The sequence below is a fragment of the Acidovorax sp. JHL-9 genome, from assembly GCF_000426205.1.
Taxonomy (GTDB): domain Bacteria; phylum Pseudomonadota; class Gammaproteobacteria; order Burkholderiales; family Burkholderiaceae_C; genus Acidovorax; species Acidovorax soli.
The window spans coordinates 106,021-123,172 of record NZ_KE384507.1 but is presented as its reverse complement, the minus strand read 5'-3'; the positions used below and the strand labels follow the sequence as shown (position 1 = coordinate 123,172).

Annotated in this window: 13 protein-coding genes and 1 tRNA gene; 1 reads left to right on the top strand and 13 read right to left on the bottom strand. The window is 64.2% G+C overall.

Going from position 1 to position 17,152, the window contains the following annotated elements:
• Positions 1 to 333: 333 nt before the first annotated feature.
• The 7 genes from K225_RS0119665 to K225_RS0119635 all read right to left on the bottom strand — a co-directional run bounded on the left by K225_RS0119665 (position 334) and on the right by K225_RS0119635 (position 9,813).
• Positions 334 to 1,530, bottom strand: coding sequence for a ribonucleotide-diphosphate reductase subunit beta (locus K225_RS0119665; RefSeq protein ID WP_026437910.1), 1,197 nt, complete (start codon positions 1,528 to 1,530; stop codon positions 334 to 336).
• A 135-nt stretch (positions 1,531 to 1,665) separates the two neighbouring features.
• Entirely contained in the window at positions 1,666 to 4,596 is a 2,931-nt protein-coding gene (locus tag K225_RS0119660) for a ribonucleoside-diphosphate reductase subunit alpha (protein ID WP_026437909.1), read from the bottom strand.
• 371 nt (positions 4,597 to 4,967) lie between these two features.
• Positions 4,968 to 5,588, bottom strand: a complete 621-nt coding sequence (ampD, locus tag K225_RS0119655) for a 1,6-anhydro-N-acetylmuramyl-L-alanine amidase AmpD (protein ID WP_026437908.1) — start codon at positions 5,586 to 5,588, stop codon at positions 4,968 to 4,970.
• Positions 5,572 to 7,068, bottom strand: a complete 1,497-nt coding sequence (locus K225_RS0119650) for a sigma-54 dependent transcriptional regulator (protein ID WP_026437907.1) — start codon at positions 7,066 to 7,068, stop codon at positions 5,572 to 5,574. Before K225_RS0119650 ends, ampD begins: the two co-directional genes overlap by 17 nt.
• A 15-nt stretch (positions 7,069 to 7,083) precedes the next feature.
• Positions 7,084 to 8,787, bottom strand: a complete 1,704-nt coding sequence (locus K225_RS0119645) for a HAMP domain-containing sensor histidine kinase (protein ID WP_051249106.1) — start codon at positions 8,785 to 8,787, stop codon at positions 7,084 to 7,086.
• Between the two features lie 4 nt (positions 8,788 to 8,791).
• Positions 8,792 to 9,019, bottom strand: a complete 228-nt coding sequence (locus K225_RS0119640; RefSeq protein ID WP_026437905.1) for a PP0621 family protein — start codon at positions 9,017 to 9,019, stop codon at positions 8,792 to 8,794.
• Positions 9,016 to 9,813: an inner membrane protein YpjD gene (locus K225_RS0119635; protein WP_026437904.1), complete on the bottom strand. Its 798-nt coding sequence runs from the start codon at positions 9,811 to 9,813 to the stop codon at positions 9,016 to 9,018. Before K225_RS0119635 ends, K225_RS0119640 begins: the two co-directional genes overlap by 4 nt.
• A gap of 99 nt (positions 9,814 to 9,912) precedes the next feature.
• On the opposite strand from K225_RS0119635, the gene ffh reads away from it, so the two are divergent.
• The gene (gene ffh, locus K225_RS0119630; RefSeq protein WP_026437903.1) at positions 9,913 to 11,286 is read left to right on the top strand and encodes a signal recognition particle protein; all 1,374 of its coding nucleotides are present in this window, start codon (positions 9,913 to 9,915) and stop codon (positions 11,284 to 11,286) included.
• A 191-nt stretch (positions 11,287 to 11,477) separates the two neighbouring features.
• Here the strand turns inward: ffh and miaB are convergent, their stop codons facing one another.
• From miaB to K225_RS0119600, 6 genes are all read right to left on the bottom strand, one after another.
• Complete coding sequence (gene miaB, locus K225_RS0119625) at positions 11,478 to 12,812, bottom strand: tRNA (N6-isopentenyl adenosine(37)-C2)-methylthiotransferase MiaB (protein WP_026437902.1); 1,335 nt, start codon at positions 12,810 to 12,812, stop codon at positions 11,478 to 11,480.
• A 90-nt stretch (positions 12,813 to 12,902) separates the two neighbouring features.
• Positions 12,903 to 13,343 (bottom strand): hypothetical protein, encoded by a 441-nt coding sequence (locus K225_RS0119620; protein WP_202900066.1) that lies wholly within the window; start codon positions 13,341 to 13,343, stop codon positions 12,903 to 12,905.
• A 162-nt stretch (positions 13,344 to 13,505) separates the two neighbouring features.
• Positions 13,506 to 13,582: transfer RNA gene (locus tag K225_RS0119615), tRNA-Met, on the bottom strand.
• 24 nt (positions 13,583 to 13,606) lie between these two features.
• Positions 13,607 to 14,386 carry an enoyl-CoA hydratase gene (locus K225_RS0119610; protein ID WP_026437900.1) on the bottom strand — a complete coding sequence of 260 codons (780 nt, stop codon included), beginning with the start codon at positions 14,384 to 14,386 and terminating at the stop codon, positions 13,607 to 13,609.
• A 96-nt stretch (positions 14,387 to 14,482) separates the two neighbouring features.
• On the bottom strand, positions 14,483 to 16,297 hold the full coding sequence (locus tag K225_RS0119605; protein ID WP_026437899.1) for a M61 family metallopeptidase: 1,815 nt from the start codon (positions 16,295 to 16,297) through the stop codon (positions 14,483 to 14,485).
• Positions 16,298 to 16,394: 97 nt separating this feature from the next.
• Positions 16,395 to 17,120, bottom strand: coding sequence for a DsbC family protein (locus K225_RS0119600; protein ID WP_026437898.1), 726 nt, complete (start codon positions 17,118 to 17,120; stop codon positions 16,395 to 16,397).
• Between the last annotated feature and the right edge of the window lie 32 nt (positions 17,121 to 17,152).

Genomic DNA, 17,152 nt, shown 5'->3' with positions numbered 1-17,152 from the left:
GGAGCGGCTTTCTTCGCGGGCGCAGCCTTCTTAGCGGGAGCCGCTTTCTTTGCTGGCGCAGCCTTCTTGGCGGCCACTACCTTCTTGGCGGGAGCCGCCTTCTTTGCGGGTGCAGCCTTCTTGGCGGCCGGTTTTTTCGCAGTTGCCATCATGTTCTCCTTGGGTCAATTTGCAAAGAGCACTTCCTGTCTGCAGTGGACAGAAAGCGATCCATGGAGATGGGGCAGAACCCCATCCCCATGAACACGGGAACGCCCCGCACGGTGCCGCTTTGCGGCGCTGTGTGTATCGGGCGTGGTGTAAGGATCCATGGTGGTGTGATGCGAAAAGGCGCTAGTCCCAGGACAGCGCACCACCGGACTGGTATTCAATAACCCGGGTCTCGAAGAAGTTGCGTTCCTTCTTCAAGTCGATCATCTCGCTCATCCACGGGAACGGGTTTTCTTCATTGGGGAAGAGCGTTTCGAGCCCGATCTGCGTGGCACGGCGGTTGGCGATGTAACGCAGGTAGCCCTTGAACATGGAGGCATTCATGCCCAGCACGCCACGGGGCATGGTGTCTTCGGCATAGCGGTACTCCAGCTCGACCGCCTTGAGGAACAGCGCCTTGATCTCGGCCTTGAACTCTGCGGTCCACAGGTGGGGGTTTTCCAGCTTGAGCTGGTTGATCAGGTCGATGCCGAAGTTGCAGTGCATCGATTCGTCGCGCAGGATGTACTGGTACTGCTCGGCGGCACCGGTCATCTTGTTCTGGCGGCCCAGCGCCAGGATCTGGGTGAAACCGACGTAGAAGAAGAGGCCTTCCATCAGGCAGGCAAACACGATCAGCGACTTGAGCAGGGTCTGGTCGGTTTCGGGTGTTCCGGTATGGAAGTTGGGGTCCATGATCGCCTCGATGAAGGGGATCAGGAACTGGTCCTTGTCGCGGATCGACTGGACTTCGTTGTAGGCGTTGAAGATCTCGCTCTCGTCCAGGCCCAGCGATTCCACGATGTACTGGTAGGCATGGGTGTGGATGGCTTCTTCGAACGCCTGGCGCAGCAGGAACTGTCGGCATTCGGGTGCCGTGATGTGCCGGTAGGTGCCCAGCACGATGTTGTTGGCGGCCAGCGAGTCGGCGGTCACGAAGAAGCCGAGGTTGCGCTTGATGATGCGGCGTTCGTCATCGGTCAGGCCGTTCGGGTCCTTCCACAACGCGATGTCGCGCGTCATGTTCACCTCTTGGGGCATCCAGTGGTTGGCGCAGGTGGCCAGGTACTTTTCCCAGGCCCACTTGTATTTGAAGGGCACCAGCTGGTTGACGTCGGTCTGGCCGTTGATGATGCGCTTGTCTGCGGCGTTCACGCGGCGGTGTGCGGTCGCAGCGGCGGGCGCATTGGCACCACCGATGGCAGTGGTGGCAGTACCTGCGGTTTGCAGAGATGGGGTCTGGAAAGACAGAGGCGGTTGTCCCGCCAGGCGGTTGTGGTGCAGACCGCCGTCCAGTTGATTTTGCGATGAGGGCTTGACTTCTTCGTCCCAGGTCAACATAGATTTTCCAGTGTTCGGATTATGAAAGCAGTGCTGCGAAAAGAAAAGCACTGAAGCGTTGTGCAGCAAGGTTTTGTTGCTTCACAGCACATGGGCAATGCCTCGGATGGGTCCGAGGCATTGCAGGCGAAGTCTTTACTGGCAGGCTTCGCAGCCGGGATCGTCGATGGCGCAGAACTTGATGTCTGTAGCGGGCAGGGCGGTGGCCTGTGCTGCGGCGGCTGCAACTGCTGCTTCCAGAGCGCTGGGCTGGGGCTGCGCAGGTGCCGGTGCGCTGGAGGCACCGCTGACATGGTCCGACGAAACCGCGTTGAGCTGGCGCGTGTTCACGGTGCTCATCTCGACGTGCGTGGCGCTTTGCGTGCGCAGGTAGTACGTGGTCTTGAGGCCGCGTACCCAGGCCAGCTTGTAGGTGTCGTCGAGCTTCTTGCCCGATGCGCCCGCCATGTAGATGTTCAGGCTCTGCGCCTGGTCGATCCACTTCTGGCGGCGTGATGCGGCTTCCACCAGCCACTGCGGTTCAACCTCAAACGCGGTGGAGTACAGCGCCTTGATGTCCTGCGGCACGCGGTCGATGGGGTGCAGCGAGCCCTTGAAGTGCTTGAGGTCCATGACCATCACGTCGTCCCACAGGCCCAGGCGCTTGAGGTCCTTGACCAGGTAGCCGTTGATCACGGTGAACTCGCCCGACAGGTTGGACTTGACCGACAGGTTGCCGAACGAGGGCTCGATCGATGCGTCCACGCCGATGATGTTGGAGATGGTGGCAGTGGGCGCAATGGCGACGCAGTTGGAGTTGCGCATGCCGTCCTGCGCAATCTTCTTGCGCAGGGCATCCCAGTCCAGTGTGGACGAGCGGTCCACTTCCACATAGCCACCACGGGCCTCGGACAGCATGTCCAGCGTGTCGAAGGGCAGGATGCCGCGATCCCACAGCGAGCCCTTGTAGCTGGAGTACTTGCCGCGTTCCCTGGCCAGCTCGGTCGATGCCCAGTAGGCGTAGTAGCAGATGGCTTCCATCGACTGGTCGGCGAATTCCACGGCTTCCTGCGAGGCGTAGGGAATCCGCAGTTCGTACAGGCTGTCCTGGAAGCCCATCACGCCCAGGCCGACCGGACGGTGGCGCAGGTTGGAGTCGCGGGCCTTCTTGACGGCGTAGTAGTTGATGTCGATGACGTTGTCGAGCATGCGCATGGCGACCGTGATGGTCTTCTTGAGCTTGTCGTGGTCGATCTGGCCATTCTTCAGATGCTGCAGCAGGTTCACCGAGCCCAGGTTGCACACGGCCGTTTCGGTGTCGCTGGTGTTGAGCGTGATCTCGGTGCACAGGTTGGACGAGTGCACCACGCCAGCGTGTTGCTGGGGCGAGCGCACGTTGCAGGCATCCTTGAAGGTGATCCAGGGGTGGCCGGTCTCGAACAGCATGGTCAGGATCTTGCGCCACAGGTCGGTGGCCTGTACCGTCCTGGCGGGCTTGATCTCGCCGCGTGCGGCCTTTTCTTCATAGGCCACGTAGGCTTTCTCAAACGCGGCACCAAACAGGTCGTGCAGGTCGGGCACGTTGGAGGGCGAGAACAGCGTCCAGGTGCCCTTTTCCATCACGCGGCGCATGAACAGGTCGGGAATCCAGTTGGCCGTGTTCATGTCGTGCGTGCGGCGGCGGTCATCGCCGGTGTTCTTGCGCAGTTCCAAGAACTCCTCGATGTCCAGGTGCCAGGTTTCCAGGTAGGTGCAGACCGCGCCCTTGCGTTTGCCGCCCTGGTTCACCGCCACGGCCGTGTCGTTGACCACCTTGAGGAAGGGCACCACTCCCTGCGATTCGCCGTTGGTGCCCTTGATGTGGCTGCCCAGGGCGCGCACGCGGGTCCAGTCATTGCCCAGGCCGCCGGCAAACTTGGACAGCAGCGCGTTTTCCTTGATCGACTCGTAGATGCCATCGAGGTCATCGGGCACCGTGGTCAGGTAGCACGATGACAGCTGCGAGCGCAGCGTGCCGCTGTTGAACAGCGTCGGTGTGCTGGACATGAAGTCGAAGCTGGAGAGGATTTCGTAGAACTCGATGGCGCGGGCTTCGCGATCGATTTCGCCCAGCGCCAGGCCCATGGCCACGCGCATGAAGAAGGCCTGGGGCAATTCGATGCGGGTTTTTCTGACATGCAGGAAATAGCGGTCATACAGGGTCTGCAGACCGAGGTAGTCGAACTCAAGGTCGCGCTCGACCTTGAGCGCGGCCCCCAGGCGCTGCAGGTCGTACTGCAGCAGGCGTTCATCAAGCAGGTCGTTTTCCACGCCCTTGCGGATGAACTGGGGGAAATAGTCCACATAGCTCTGTGCCATTTCGCTCTGGGCGACGTCTTTGCCCAGGACTTCCCGCACGATGGTGTGCAGCAACAGGCGCGCCGTGGCATAGGTGTAGTCCGGATCTTTCTCGATCAGGGTGCGGGCGGCGAGGATCGAAGCCTTGTACACCTCTTCCATCGGAACCCCGTCGTACAGGTTGCGCATGGTTTCCGCCACGATGGGCAGGGCCGACACATCCGCTCCCAGGCCGGTGCAGGCCGACTCAATGAGGGACTGGAGGCGGGCCTGGTCCAGAACGACGCGTTCGCCGTTGTCCAGCACATGCAACTGGGGTGCCGCTGGCGTCTGCTCTTCGCTTTGCCGGGCGCGCTCCTGGGTGCGGCGTTCGCGATAGAGCACATAGGCCCGTGCAATTTCATGGTGGCCACTGCGCATGAGGCCCAGTTCCACCTGGTCCTGGACGTCTTCTATGTGGAAGGTGCCGCCGCCAGGACGCGAGCGCATCAGCGCACGGGTCACATTCTGGGTCAGCGTATCCACCACTTCGCGCACGCTGGCCGATGCAGCGCCCTGCGTGCCATGCACCGCCAGGAAGGCTTTCATCATGGCGACGGCGATCTTTTGCGGCTCGAACGGGACGACGGCGCCGTTGCGCCGGATGATCTGGTAATGCGTCAGCACGTTGGCGGATGCGCCACTGTGTGCTGGCTGCGCTTGCGGGGGGGCTGCGAGGGGGGCGGCGGGGGTGTTCAAAGCAGCTTGCATGGGGTTCCTCTTCTGTGGGCTGTCTGGGATGGGCTGACGGACTGGAAAGGCTGTCACGGTGCCCGGATGGGGCACGGCGTTCAATCTGTTGCACACTAGCTATGGTGTGTCGATAGTGTTCAGGACACTACCGGTAGTGTACAGCCGGGAAAACCCTTCTCTCCTGAAACCATCCGTGGCACGGTTGTTCGGCAGGGTATTGACAAGTCCGGAGAGCCGCGTATCGCCGGCATTTCATGACCCGGATCAAGCAATGTCGGGCCGTACAGGCGGTTTTTCAGTAGCAGCCCGCGTGGGCATTGCGTCCGATTTTTTTTTTCACTTTGTCGTGAGCGCGTTGCAAGGAGTGATGCTGGCTCGCGACAGCCCCTTCATGGGCCGGGCGGCGGCGCGTTGCGAGTGCCGATCGGAAACCGGGCGAGAGGCCACCCAAGCAGGTTCTGCAGCCGCGACCAGTCAAATCCGGCTCCTGGGTCCTGTTTGCGTCCTGGCGCGATGTGTTCGTGTCCCGCCACATGGGCAATGGGGTAGCGCTCCTGGATGTCGGCGCACAGACGGGCCAGCACCTCGTATTGCGCCGGTTCAAAGGTCTGCCCTTCCAGTCCCTCCAGCTCGATGCCAATCGAGTCGTCGTTGCATTGGGCGCGCCCGCGGTAACTGGATTGGCCGGCATGCCAGGCGCGCTGGTCGCAGTCCACAAATTGCCAGAGGGTGCCGTCACGCGCTATGAAAAAGTGCGAAGACACCTGCAGCCCCCGGATGCTTTGGAAGTAGGGGTGGGCGTCCCAGTCCAGCGTGTTGGCAAACAGCCGTTGCACCGCCCCGTTGCCATAGTGTCCCGGCGGAAGGCTGATGGAGTGGACCACGATCAGGTCCACGGCGGCGGTGCCGGGGCGCAGGCCAAAATTGGGCGACGGCTGCCGCAGGGCGTCCCGATGCCAGCCTGCGTTCCACAGGTCCGGGGCAGGAGACCCGTCAGGCAAGGTCGTCATGCACGTCGTTGTCGTTCGGCGCGGCAATGTTCAAGCGGGCGATGCGGTAGCGAATCTGGCGCAGGCTGATGCCCAGCCGCGCTGCCGTGGCAGTCCGGTTGAAGTTGGCCTCACGCAGTGCACGCACCAGGATCTCCCGCTCCTGCTGATCCAGCCAGGCCTGAAGATCACTGGGCAGCGGGGTGCAGGGGGCCGGCCCGCTCGTCGCCGGGGTGCCCGACGGCGGGGGAGCGGCGGGCGCTGGCGAGGCGGGGCGGAGCGGCCGGTTGCCGAAGGCCTCGGCCGTGGACGGGGCGCACTCCACATGCAGTTCTTCCCCGTCAGTCAGTGCCACGGCCCGGTGCAGCAGGTTTTCCAGCTCGCGCACATTGCCGGGGAGGGGGTAGCTGGCGATGGTGTTCAGCGCTCGCTCCGTGAGCATCGGGGGCTGGATGCCTGATTCGTGCGCAATGCGGGTCAGCAAGGCCGCGCACAAGGCGGGCAGGTCCTCCCGACGCTCGCGCAGCGGCGGAATGACGATTTCGATCACGTTCAGGCGGTAATACAGGTCCTGGCGGAACCGCCCCGACAGCACATCGGCAGCAAGGTCCCGGTGGGTGGCACTCACGATGCGCACGTCCACGGTTTCCTCCTGGGTCGAGCCCAGGGGGCGCACGCTGCGCTCCTGGATGGCGCGCAGCAGTTTCGATTGCATCGCCAGGGGCAGATCGCCAATTTCGTCCAGAAACAGCGTACCCCCGCGTGCGGCCTGGAAGTAGCCGTCGCGATCCTGGCTGGCCCCGGTGTAAGAGCCTTTGCGGGCGCCGAAAAATTCGGCTTCGAGCAGGTTTTCGGGGATGGCACCGCAATTGACGGCGATGAGAGGGCCTTCGGCGCGCTGGCTGCTGGCGTGCAGCGCCTGGGCCACCAGCTCCTTGCCCGTGCCAGACTCGCCATGGATCAGCACCGGGGCCATGCTGCGGGCCACCTTGGCGATGCGCTGCTTGACGTTGCGAATGGCCGGCGATTCGCCCACGATGCGGTCCATCGCACCCCCGGTGCCGACGGGTTCGGCCGTGCTGCCCGTGCGCCCGGCATTGCGGCTGGAGCGTGGCACGGGGACACCCCCCGTTCCCTGCACCGCCGAAGCCACCACCGAGCGGAACTGTTTCAGGTCTACCGGCTTCGTCAGGTAATCGAACGCGCCTGAACGCAGTGCTTCCACCGCATTTTCCGCGGACCCGTAAGCCGTCATGACCACGCAGCGTTCCCGGCGCTGCTGGTCGCGCAGGTCCCGCAGCAACTCCATGCCAAAACCGTCGGGCAGGCGCATGTCGGTGATGACGGCGTCAAACCGCAGGTCTTTGAGTTGCTGGCGCGCCTCCTGCATGCTGGAAGCGGTTTCCACCCGGTAGCCTTCGCGCAGCAGCGTGAGTTCGTACAGGGTGCGCAGATCGGGCTCGTCATCGACGACGAGGATGGAGGCAGCTGGGGCGTTCATGGATTCAGGGGCGTTTCAGACCACGATGGTGTCAAACAGGGTTGCATTCTCTGCAGGGCGTGTGTTGCGGCGGAAACCCACGGTGAAGGCATTGCCGCCGGTCTCGCCACGCTCGGTGGTGCGCGCCAGGCGCTGGTAGCGAATGGATGCGCTGTGGCGCTGGCACAGCTCCCGGCAGATATACAGGCCCAGCCCGCTCGATCGGCTTTCAGAGGAAAAGAAGGGCTCGAACAGGTGGCGCTCCACCGATTTGTCCATGGGCGCACCATCGCTCCATACCTGCAGGCTGACGGCCCCCGAGGGGTTGACGCGCGTCGTGACGACCAGCGAATCGTCGTGCTGGCCCTTGTAGCGCAGGGCATTGTCCAGCAGGTTGAACAGTACACGCCGCAGGTGCTCCGTATCAAACTCGATCTGGGCCCCATGGGCCCTCAGTGAAATGGTGGCGCTGCGCCGCGCCGGGTCCTGGCGTTGCCAGTCGGTACAGATTTGGGCCACGGTGTCGTCCAGCATCAGTGTGGAGGCGGGCGCATGGCTGATCTGGTGCTGCACGCGGGCGATGTCCAGCACCTCTTCGGCGATGCGCGCCAGGCGCTCTGCATTCTGCCGCACCATCTGGGCCAGCCGCTGGTGGCCCGCGTCGCTGAGGTCCTCCTCCAGCAAGGCATTGGCCTGAACGATGGCCGCCAGCGGGTTGCGTATTTCGTGGGCCACGGCGGCAGACATGCGGCCCATGGCGGCCAGCTTTTCCGTGCGCAAGCGCGCTTCCAGCTCGCGCAGATCGTGCAGGAACATCACGCACAGGCGCTCTTCAGGTTCTGGCGGTGATTCACCGCGCGAGGTGGTGAGCCAGGTGCGCACATGCAGTCCGGTCGGGCTCTGCCCGGGGTGCAGCAGGTCCGCGTCGGCCGTGACGGGCTGGCCCCGGCGGAATGTGCGCTGCGCCAGCGATACCAGCGGCTCCCAGGCGGGGTTATTGTTCAGGGCAAAAGGAGGTTTCAGGGCGCCGGGGCCCCCCAGCAACAGCAATGCCGCAGGGTTGGCAATGCGCACCACATCCTGGTTGTCCAGCACCAGCACCCCGTCAGTGAGGTGCTCGATCACCAGCGCGTTCACCTGCGACTGCACTCGTGCTGCCATCTGGCTTTGCAGTGCCAGCTGCTGTTCGCGCGCCAGTCGCACGGACAGCTGGTGCACCAGGTAGGAGATGATGAAAAAGCCGGTGCCTGTGAGGGCGCTCTGGAGGTAGCGGGCTGCGTCATCCCCGCCGCTGAGCAGGCCCTGCCACCAGGCCCAGGCCAGCAGCAGCAAGGTGACACCCGCCGTCGTGCCGAGGGCCAGGGTCAGCGTGCCCAGCACCGCCGCCATCAGGATGGGCAGGCCGAACAGGGGGGTGTAATTCATGGTGCCGGCCTGCAGCAACTGCAAGGCGCACACTGCCGCCAGGTCCACTCCGATGAACGGGAGCCATCGGGCGCCCGCCGTGGGCGGTGGTGGGGCGCGGCCTGCCAGAGTGCGCTCGGCCAGGGTCGCGGCCAGGTAGGCCAGGCACACCGCCAGCACCGCCGGCTCCACAGCCAGGTTCATGAACTGGCCCAGGCCCTGCAAAAACAGCAGTGCCAGTGCCACCATCACGCGGCCTGTCAGGAACCCACGCCACAGGCGCACAAAAGGCGCATCGGCCGCGGCAGGGGCAAGGCCTGGCAGGAGATAGGGCATGGTGTCAGGCGCTGTGCTGGCGCCTGTGCTCGGCGCTGCAGTAGGCGTGATTGCCCAGCATCAGCGCCTCGGCGCGTGGCACATGCACGCCGCAGTGCTCGCAGGCCACCATGTCCTGCGGCAGAAGGGGAGCCCGGGGCGCTGCCCTGGTGGCGCCGGAGGTGGTGGGCCGGCGGCTGCGCCAGATGCCCACGGCCACCGCCAGAACAATCAGCAAGACGAGGTATTTCATGTGCTGCGGCCCAAGACCACCTCCATCACGAAGCGCGAACCCACATAGGCCAGCAGCAAAAGCCCGGCACCCGCATAAAGCATGCGCACGGCATTGCGTCCACGCCAGCCAAAGCGCGAGCGCCCCAGCAGCAGGGCGGCAAAGGTGATCCATGACAGGAGCGAGAAAACCGCCTTGTGGTCCCAGCGCCCGGCATGCCCGTAAAGCACTTCCCCAAACAGCCAGCCGGCCAGCAGGGTGGCCGACAAGAGGACAAAGCCGGCGGTCACGAAACGGAAGGTCAGCCGCTCCAGCGTGAGCAGCGGAATACCGTTCTGCGGGTCTTCGGCCTGGCGGATCTGGCGTTCGGCGCGCGTCATCAGCCAGGCGTGCACTACCGCTGCGGCAAAAAGCCCATAGCAGGCAATGCCCAGTGCGAGGTGCAGCGGCAGCCAGGCGGAAGCGGTCACATGCAGGGGCTGGCCAGGAAACAGCAGGGCCAGCAGGACCGCCACCGCGCCCAGCACCGCCAGCATCCAGCGCGCCCGCAATTGCGGAAAAAGCTGGTGTTCGACGGCATACACGGTGAGCACCAGCCATGCGGTCATCGACAGCGCGGGCGCAAAGCCGAAGCGGGGGGTGTCGCCCCACAGGCCCCACACCAGCACGGCGGCGTGCAGCACCCACGCCAGCAGCAGCGCATTGCGCGCGGCGGTGGCGCTCCGGCGCGAGAACGCAGCCGCCGGTACGGCATACGCGGCAGCGGCCGCCAGGGCCAATAGCCAGCTGACAGGGGAAGCACTGGGTAAAATCATGGGCACAGTTTAGCCTTTCGCCCCACCGCCAGCGCCCTGGCGGGCCCGCATACACAACGACAGCAAGGCTGGCGCGCGGGCAACACCGGAACTTCTCCTATGGCCTCCGCCCTTACCGACAAACTCACGCGCCTCGTCAAGGAGATGCGCGGCCAGGCCCGCATCACCGAATCCAACGTCACGGACATGCTGCGTGAAGTGCGCATGGCCTTGCTGGAGGCCGACGTGGCCCTGCCCGTGGTGCGCGATTTCATCGCCCGCGTCAAGGAAAAGGCCCTGGGCCAGGAGGTGCTGGGCTCGCTCAAGCCGGGGCAGACGCTGGTCAGCATCGTCAACCGCGAGCTGGCCGCCACCATGGGCGAGGGCGTGGCCGACATCAACCTGGCGGCCCAGCCACCCGCCGTCATCCTGATGGCGGGTCTGCAGGGCGCGGGCAAAACCACCACCACGGCCAAGCTGGCCAAGCACCTCATTGAAAAGCGCAAGAAAAAGGTGCTGACCGTGTCGGGCGACGTGTACCGCCCGGCGGCCATCGAGCAGCTCAAGACGGTGACCGCGCAGGCCGGTGCCGAGTGGTTCCCGAGCTCCTCCGCACAGAAGCCCCACGACATTGCCGTGGCCGCGCTGGACTATGCGAAGAAGCACTACTTCGACGTGCTGCTGGTCGATACGGCCGGCCGCCTAGCCATCGACGAGGCCCTGATGCAGGAAATCAAGGACCTGCATGCCACCCTGAATCCGGTTGAGACCCTGTTCGTGGTCGATGCCATGCAGGGCCAGGATGCCATCAATACGGCCAAGGCCTTCAAGGAGGCGCTGCCGCTCACCGGCATCATCCTGACCAAGCTCGACGGCGATTCGCGCGGCGGCGCGGCCCTGTCGGTGCGCCAGATCACCGGGGCGCCCATCAAGTTTGCCGGTGTGTCGGAAAAGATCGACGGCCTGGAAGTGTTCGACGCCGAGCGCCATGCCGGCCGCATCCTGGGCATGGGCGACATCGTGGCGCTGGTCGAGCAGGTCACTGCGGGTGTGGACATCGCAGCGGCGCAAAAGCTGGCGGCCAAGGTCAAGAGTGGCGACGGGTTCGACCTGAACGATTTTTTGTCGCAGATCCAGCAGATGAAGCAGATGGGCGGCCTCTCCAGCCTGATGGACAAGCTGCCGTCGCAACTCACGGCCAAGGCCGGCGCAGTGGACATGGACAAGGCCGAAAAAGACATCAAGCGCAAGGAAGGCATCATCCAGAGCATGACCCCGCTGGAGCGCCGCAAGCCCGAACTCATCAAGGCCACGCGCAAGAAACGCATTGCCAACGGCGCCGGCGTGCAGGTGCAGGAGGTCAACCGCCTGCTCAAGGAGTTCGAGCAGATGCAGGACATGATGAAGAAGATGAAGGGCGGCGGCCTGATGAAGATGATGAAGAAGATGGGGGGCATGAAGGGCATGGGTGGCATGCCCAAGATGCCATTCTGAGGTCTGGATATTCTTGGACTCTGGTGCTTGCAGCCATCAGCAACAAAGCAAAAAACCGGCGCAACGCCGGTTTTTTTGTCTGAATGCAGGGTTCATGCCCTCATATCAAGCGCCGATGGCGCTTGTCATTCCATGGTTCTGCAATAAAAACCACCTGCAACCCCATAAAACGGGCGCAAGGTGCTCGCTTTTTAAGCAGTCTCGTGGGTTAGCACATCGCCACGCAGCGTATAGGCCTTGGCTTCGGTGATGGTCACATCCACCATCTGGCCCACCAGGCGGGGCTGGCCTGCAAAGTTGACCACGCGGTTGCATTCGGTGCGGCCCATCAGCTCGCCCGCATCGCGCTTGGAGGCGCCCTCCACCAGAATGCGCTGCACCGTGCCCACGCGGCTTTCGCTGATGGACTTGATGTTGGCGTTGATCACGCCCTGCAGGTGCTGCAGGCGGCGCAGCTTCACGTCGTGCGGTGTGTCGTCGTGCAGGCCGGCGGCGGGCGTGCCGGGGCGCGGGCTGAAGATGAAGCTGAAGCTGTTGTCGAAGTGGATGTCGTCGATGAGCTTCATCATCTTGGCGAAGTCGTCTTCCGTCTCGCCGGGGAAGCCCACGATGAAGTCGCTGCTCATGGCCAGGTCGGGGCGGATGGCGCGCAGCTTGCGCACCGTGCTCTTGTATTCCATAGCTGTGTAGCCGCGCTTCATGGCCATCAGGATGCGGTCGCTGCCGTGCTGCACGGGCAGGTGCAGGTGGCTGGCGAGCTTGGGGATCTTGGCATAGGCCTCGATCAGCCGGGGCGTGAACTCGTTGGGGTGGCTGGTGGTGTAGCGGATGCGCTCGATGCCCGGGATGTCGGCCACGTATTCGAGCAGCAGCGCAAAGTCGGCCATCTCCGGCGTGCCGCCCATCTTGCCCAGGTAGGCGTTCACGTTCTGGCCCAGCAGGGTGATTTCCTTCACACCCTGGTCGGCCAGGCCTGCCACTTCCACCAGCACGTCGTCGAACGGGCGGCTCACCTCTTCGCCACGGGTGTAGGGCACCACGCAGTAGCTGCAGTATTTGCTGCAGCCTTCCATGATGGAGACAAAGGCGCTGGCGCCCTCGACCCGCGCGGGCGGCAGGTGGTCAAACTTTTCAATCTCGGGGAAGCTGATGTCCACCTGGGGCCGGTTCAGGCGATCGCGCTGGTTCAGCATGTCGGGCAGGCGGTGCAGGGTCTGGGGGCCGAACACCACATCCACGTAGGGGGCGCGCTTGATGATTTCTGCGCCTTCCTGGCTGGCCACGCAGCCGCCCACGCCAATGAGCACACCTTTCTCCTTGAGGTGCTTGATGCGCCCCAGGTCGCTGAACACCTTTTCCTGCGCCTTTTCGCGCACCGAACAGGTGTTGAACAGGATCAGGTCGGCCTCGTCCACGTTCTGGGTGGGCTCGTAACCCTGGGCCGCGCCCAGCACGTCGGCCATCTTGTCCGAGTCGTACTCGTTCATCTGGCAGCCGAAGGTTTTGATAAAGACTTTTTTGGACATGGCAATTTCACAAAAGGGAATGCACGCCACGGCGCGCAGGGACGCCATGGCGTGGACGGCGCACCACCGGGCGGCCGGTGGTCACGGTGGCTATTTCGGGTCCGAGTCGGCGCGGAAGTTGCGTTCGACGGTGTCGCTGCCCTTGCGGGGCTGGCTGGCCTCCGCCTTGGTGAGGATCCAGGCAGACAGCAGCATGCCCGTGCTGGGCTCGATGGTGTAGTTCACCTGGAAGCTCTGCCCCAGTACCGTGTGGGCCATGACCAGCGTGTTCTGGGGGCTCAGCAGCCGCATGCCCGGCGCCATGCGGATGGCGCGCCCGTTCAGGGTGGCGTCGGAGGTCCCATTGATCGTGAGATTGCCGCGCAGCGCAGCTTCAGGAAAGTTGCGCACCATGCCCATGCCCGCAGGCACCTGGGCCGTGGCAGGGGCCATGGCCAGCAGCCACGCAGCGCCCAGGGCGCCCGCGAGGGCGCGACCATGGCGGTATGACCTGACTGAGGTGGAAGGCGGATCGAAGCGGCAGCGGTTCATGGTGTGTATCCAGAGGCTGAATGGAAGAAGGAAGCTGATTCTAGGCGGCCACCCGTGTTCCGCGCGTACTCGGCAAAGAACCAGGCGCTGCACAGGGTCGGCGCAAAGACCGTATGCCATGGAAAAAGCCCGCAACAGATCACTGTTTGCGGGCTTTTGAATTGGTGGTGATAGGTGGATTTGAACCACCGACATCAGCATTATGAATGCTGCGCTCTAACCAACTGAGCTATATCACCGAAGATCGATATTATAGAACAAATTTACTGGTGGGTGAAGTTTGCCGTGCGTTTGTTCACGAAGGCATCCATGCCTTCCTTCTGGTCCTGGGTGGCAAACAAGGCATGGAACAGGCGGCGCTCGAACATCACACCGTCCGACAGCGAACCTTCGAAGGCCCGGTTCACCGACTCCTTGGCGGCCATCACCGCAATCTGCGAGAAGTTGGCAATGACCAGGGCCGCGCCCAGGGCTTCCTCCATCAGTTTGTCCAGGGCCACCACGCGGCTCACGAGGCCGGCGCGTTCTGCCTCCACGGCGTCCATCATGCGCCCGGTCAGGGCCATGTCCATGGCTTTGGACTTGCCTACCGCGCGTGGCAGGCGCTGCGTGCCGCCCGCGCCGGGAATCACGCCCAGCTTGATTTCGGGCTGGCCAAACCTGGCGTTGTCGGCGGCGATGATGAAGTCGCACATCATGGCCAGCTCGCAGCCGCCGCCCAGGGCAAAGCCGCTCACGGCCGCAATCACGGGTTTGCGGATGGCGCGGATTGCTTCCCAGTTGCGGGTGATGTAGTCGCCCTTGTAGGCGTCGGCAAAGCTGTACTTGGCCATGGCGCCAATGTCGGCGCCGGCGGCAAAGGCCTTTTCACTGCCCGTGAGGATGGTGCAGCCGATCTTTTCATCGGCATCAAAGGCCTTGAGCGCTGCGCCCAGCTCGTTCATGAGCTGGTCGTTCAGGGCATTGAGTTGCTTGGGGCGGTTGAGCGTGATGACGCCGACTTTGTCCGCTTCGGTGCGAACTTCAATGGTTTCGTAGGCCATGAAATCTCCTGGGTTGATGGGTTACTCAGACAACTCCGGGAACTATAACGAAGCTCGCCATCGGCCCATTTTTGCCTGGCAAGGGAGCGCGACCCCTCAGCCCAGCCAGCGTCCCAGTGCGGCGCTGTCGGTTGCGGTGAGGCTGATCGTGTCTGGCGTGGTGGCCGGTGCTTTTTTCCCACGCAGGCCGGCGGGCCCAGCCTTGGCAGATGCAGGGGCCGGCAGTGCCAGTGGCAGCTGCAGCAGGCGGCCATCGCGCGCCACCACGGCGGTGACCTGTGTCGCCGCACCCGCATAGAACGCCACATCTTCCAGCCGGGCGATGCGCCAGCCCTGGTCCTGCACCTCCAGGCCCAGCCATTCGTCGCCAGCGGCCAGGCCCGCCTTTTCTGCAGGCCCGCCACGCAGCACGGTCTTGACCTGCACGCTGTGGTTTTCCGTGACGCGCAGGCCCAGGCGTTGCGCCAGCTGGGGCTGTTCGGGCTTCAGCGCCACGCCGTGGGCAGCCAGCAGATCGGCGAGCGGCAGGTCGGCCGTGCCGTGCACCCACTGGTCGAGTTCCGGGTCCAAAGAGCGCCCGGCCAGCGTGGCCAGCGCGGTGCGCAGATCGGCCTCGGTCATGGGCCCCCCGGCGCAGCGCTGCCACAGGGCGCGCATCACATCGTCCAGCGTGGCCTTGCCTTCGCGGCGCAGCGTGAGGTCCAGGCACAGGGCGACCAGCGAGCCCTTGGTGTAGTAGCTCACGGTGGCGTTGGGGGTGTTTTCGTCCTGGCGGTAGTACTTGACCCAGGCGTCGAAGCTGGCCTGTGCCACCGTCTGCACGCTGCGGCCAGGCGTCTGCAGGACCTGGTTGGTGGCCTTGGCCAGCAGCTTGAGGTAGGTGGCATCGTCGATCAGGCCTGCCCGGCGCAGGAGCATGTCGTCGTAATAACTGGTGAAGCCCTCGAAGAACCACAGCAGCTGGGTGTAGTTCTCCTGGCTGTAGTCGTAGCGCGCAAACTCTGCCGGGCGCAGGCGCTTGACGTTCCAGGTGTGGAAATATTCGTGGCTGATGAGCCCGAGCAAGGTGGTGTAGCCCTCGCTGGCGCGTGCCTCGCCCGTGCGGGGCAGGTCGCGCCGGCCACAGATCAGGGCCGTGGAGTTGCGGTGTTCCAGGCCTCCGTAGCCGTCCTGCACGGCGTTGAGCATGAACAGGTAGCTCTTCATGGGCGGCTTGCCCTTGCCGTGCCAGAAGCGGATGGCGGTCTCGCAGATCTTCTGGGTGTCGGCCAGCAGGCGTTTGCCGTCGAACGACGGTGCGGCACCGGCCACCACGAAGCGGTGGGGCACACCACCGGCGGTGAAGCGTCCGCTCCAGAAGGTGCCCATTTCGACCGGGCAGTCCACCAGCTCGTCGTAGCCGCTGGCCACGTAAACGCCAAAGCCCTGCCTGTCGATGGTTTGCGGCGCGAGGCCCGTGGCCACGGACCAGTGGGTGGTGGCCGCATTGCTGGCGATGTCGAGCGCATGGAGCGCATCTTCCTGGCCGTGCACGCGTAGGCACAGGCTGGTGCCGTTGAAGAAGCCGCGTGCGGCATCCAGCCACGCCGTGCGCACCGAGGTGTCGTAGGCGCATACCTCGTAGGTCAGGACGAGGGGCCGGTCGGTGCGGCAGGTGGCTTGCCAGCGGTGCTTGTCGAGCTGGACCAGGGGCGCGGCGCGCCGGCCCTGTCGCGCATCGAGGCGCTGGAGATTCCTGGAGAATTCGCGCACCAGGTAGCTGCCCGGTATCCACACGGGGAGCGACAGCTCCTGCTGCGCCTGCGGCTGCGCCACGGTGAGCGTGACGGTGAACAGGCGGGCATGCAGGTCGGCGGCTTCCACGCGGTAATGAACGGGGGCCTGCATGGGGTGGGTGCGGGAGGTGGGCATGGGGGCGTCGCGGAAGGTGGGTGCCTGGCGTCGATGCGCGCGCCACCCGCTGGGGTCTCGGGGCTGGAGGGGCACAAGGGCGGCCCCTCGCGTGAACTCAGTTGCCGCTGGTGGCGCTGCCCGCCTCGGCCAGGCGCTTTTCCACATCCTGGGCGCTGATGGCTCCGGGAACGCGCGCACCGTTGGCAAAAATCAGCGTGGGGGTTCCGGTGATCTTGTACTTCTTGCCGAACGCGAGATTGCGTTGCAGGGCGCTGGTGTCGCAGCTGGCGGTGTTGGGTATCTTGTCGCGCAGCATCAGGTCATGCCAGGTGGCAGCCTTGTCTTTGGCGCACCAGATGTTGCGGGATTTTTCTGCCGAGTCGGGGCTCAGGATGGGGTAGAGAAACAGGTAGACCGTGATGTTGTCCACGTTCTGCAGATCCCGCTCGAAACGCTTGCAGTAGCCGCAGTTGGGGTCTTCGAACACCGCCAGCTTGCGTTTGCCATCGCCACGCACGATGGTGAAGGCGTCCTTCAGGGGCAGGGCCGCAAAATCCACTGCCGTGAGCTTGTTGATGCGGTCTTCGGTCAGGTTGCGGCGTGCCTTGGTGTCGATCAGCTCGCCCTGGATGACGTAGTTGCCCTTGGCGTCGGTATAGAAAAGGTCGGTACCGATGCGCACTTCGTACAGGCCTGGCATGGCCGTGGTGCGGACCTCGTCGATTTTTTCCATTTGGGGAATGCGTTCCGCCAGTGTTTTGCGGATGGTCGCTTCCTGGGCGGACGCTGTGAAACTCAGGGCGAAAGCGGCTGCGGCCAGCAGGGTGGGGATCAGTTGCATCGTGTTCTCGTTCGGTGTTGTCGCGGCGGCTG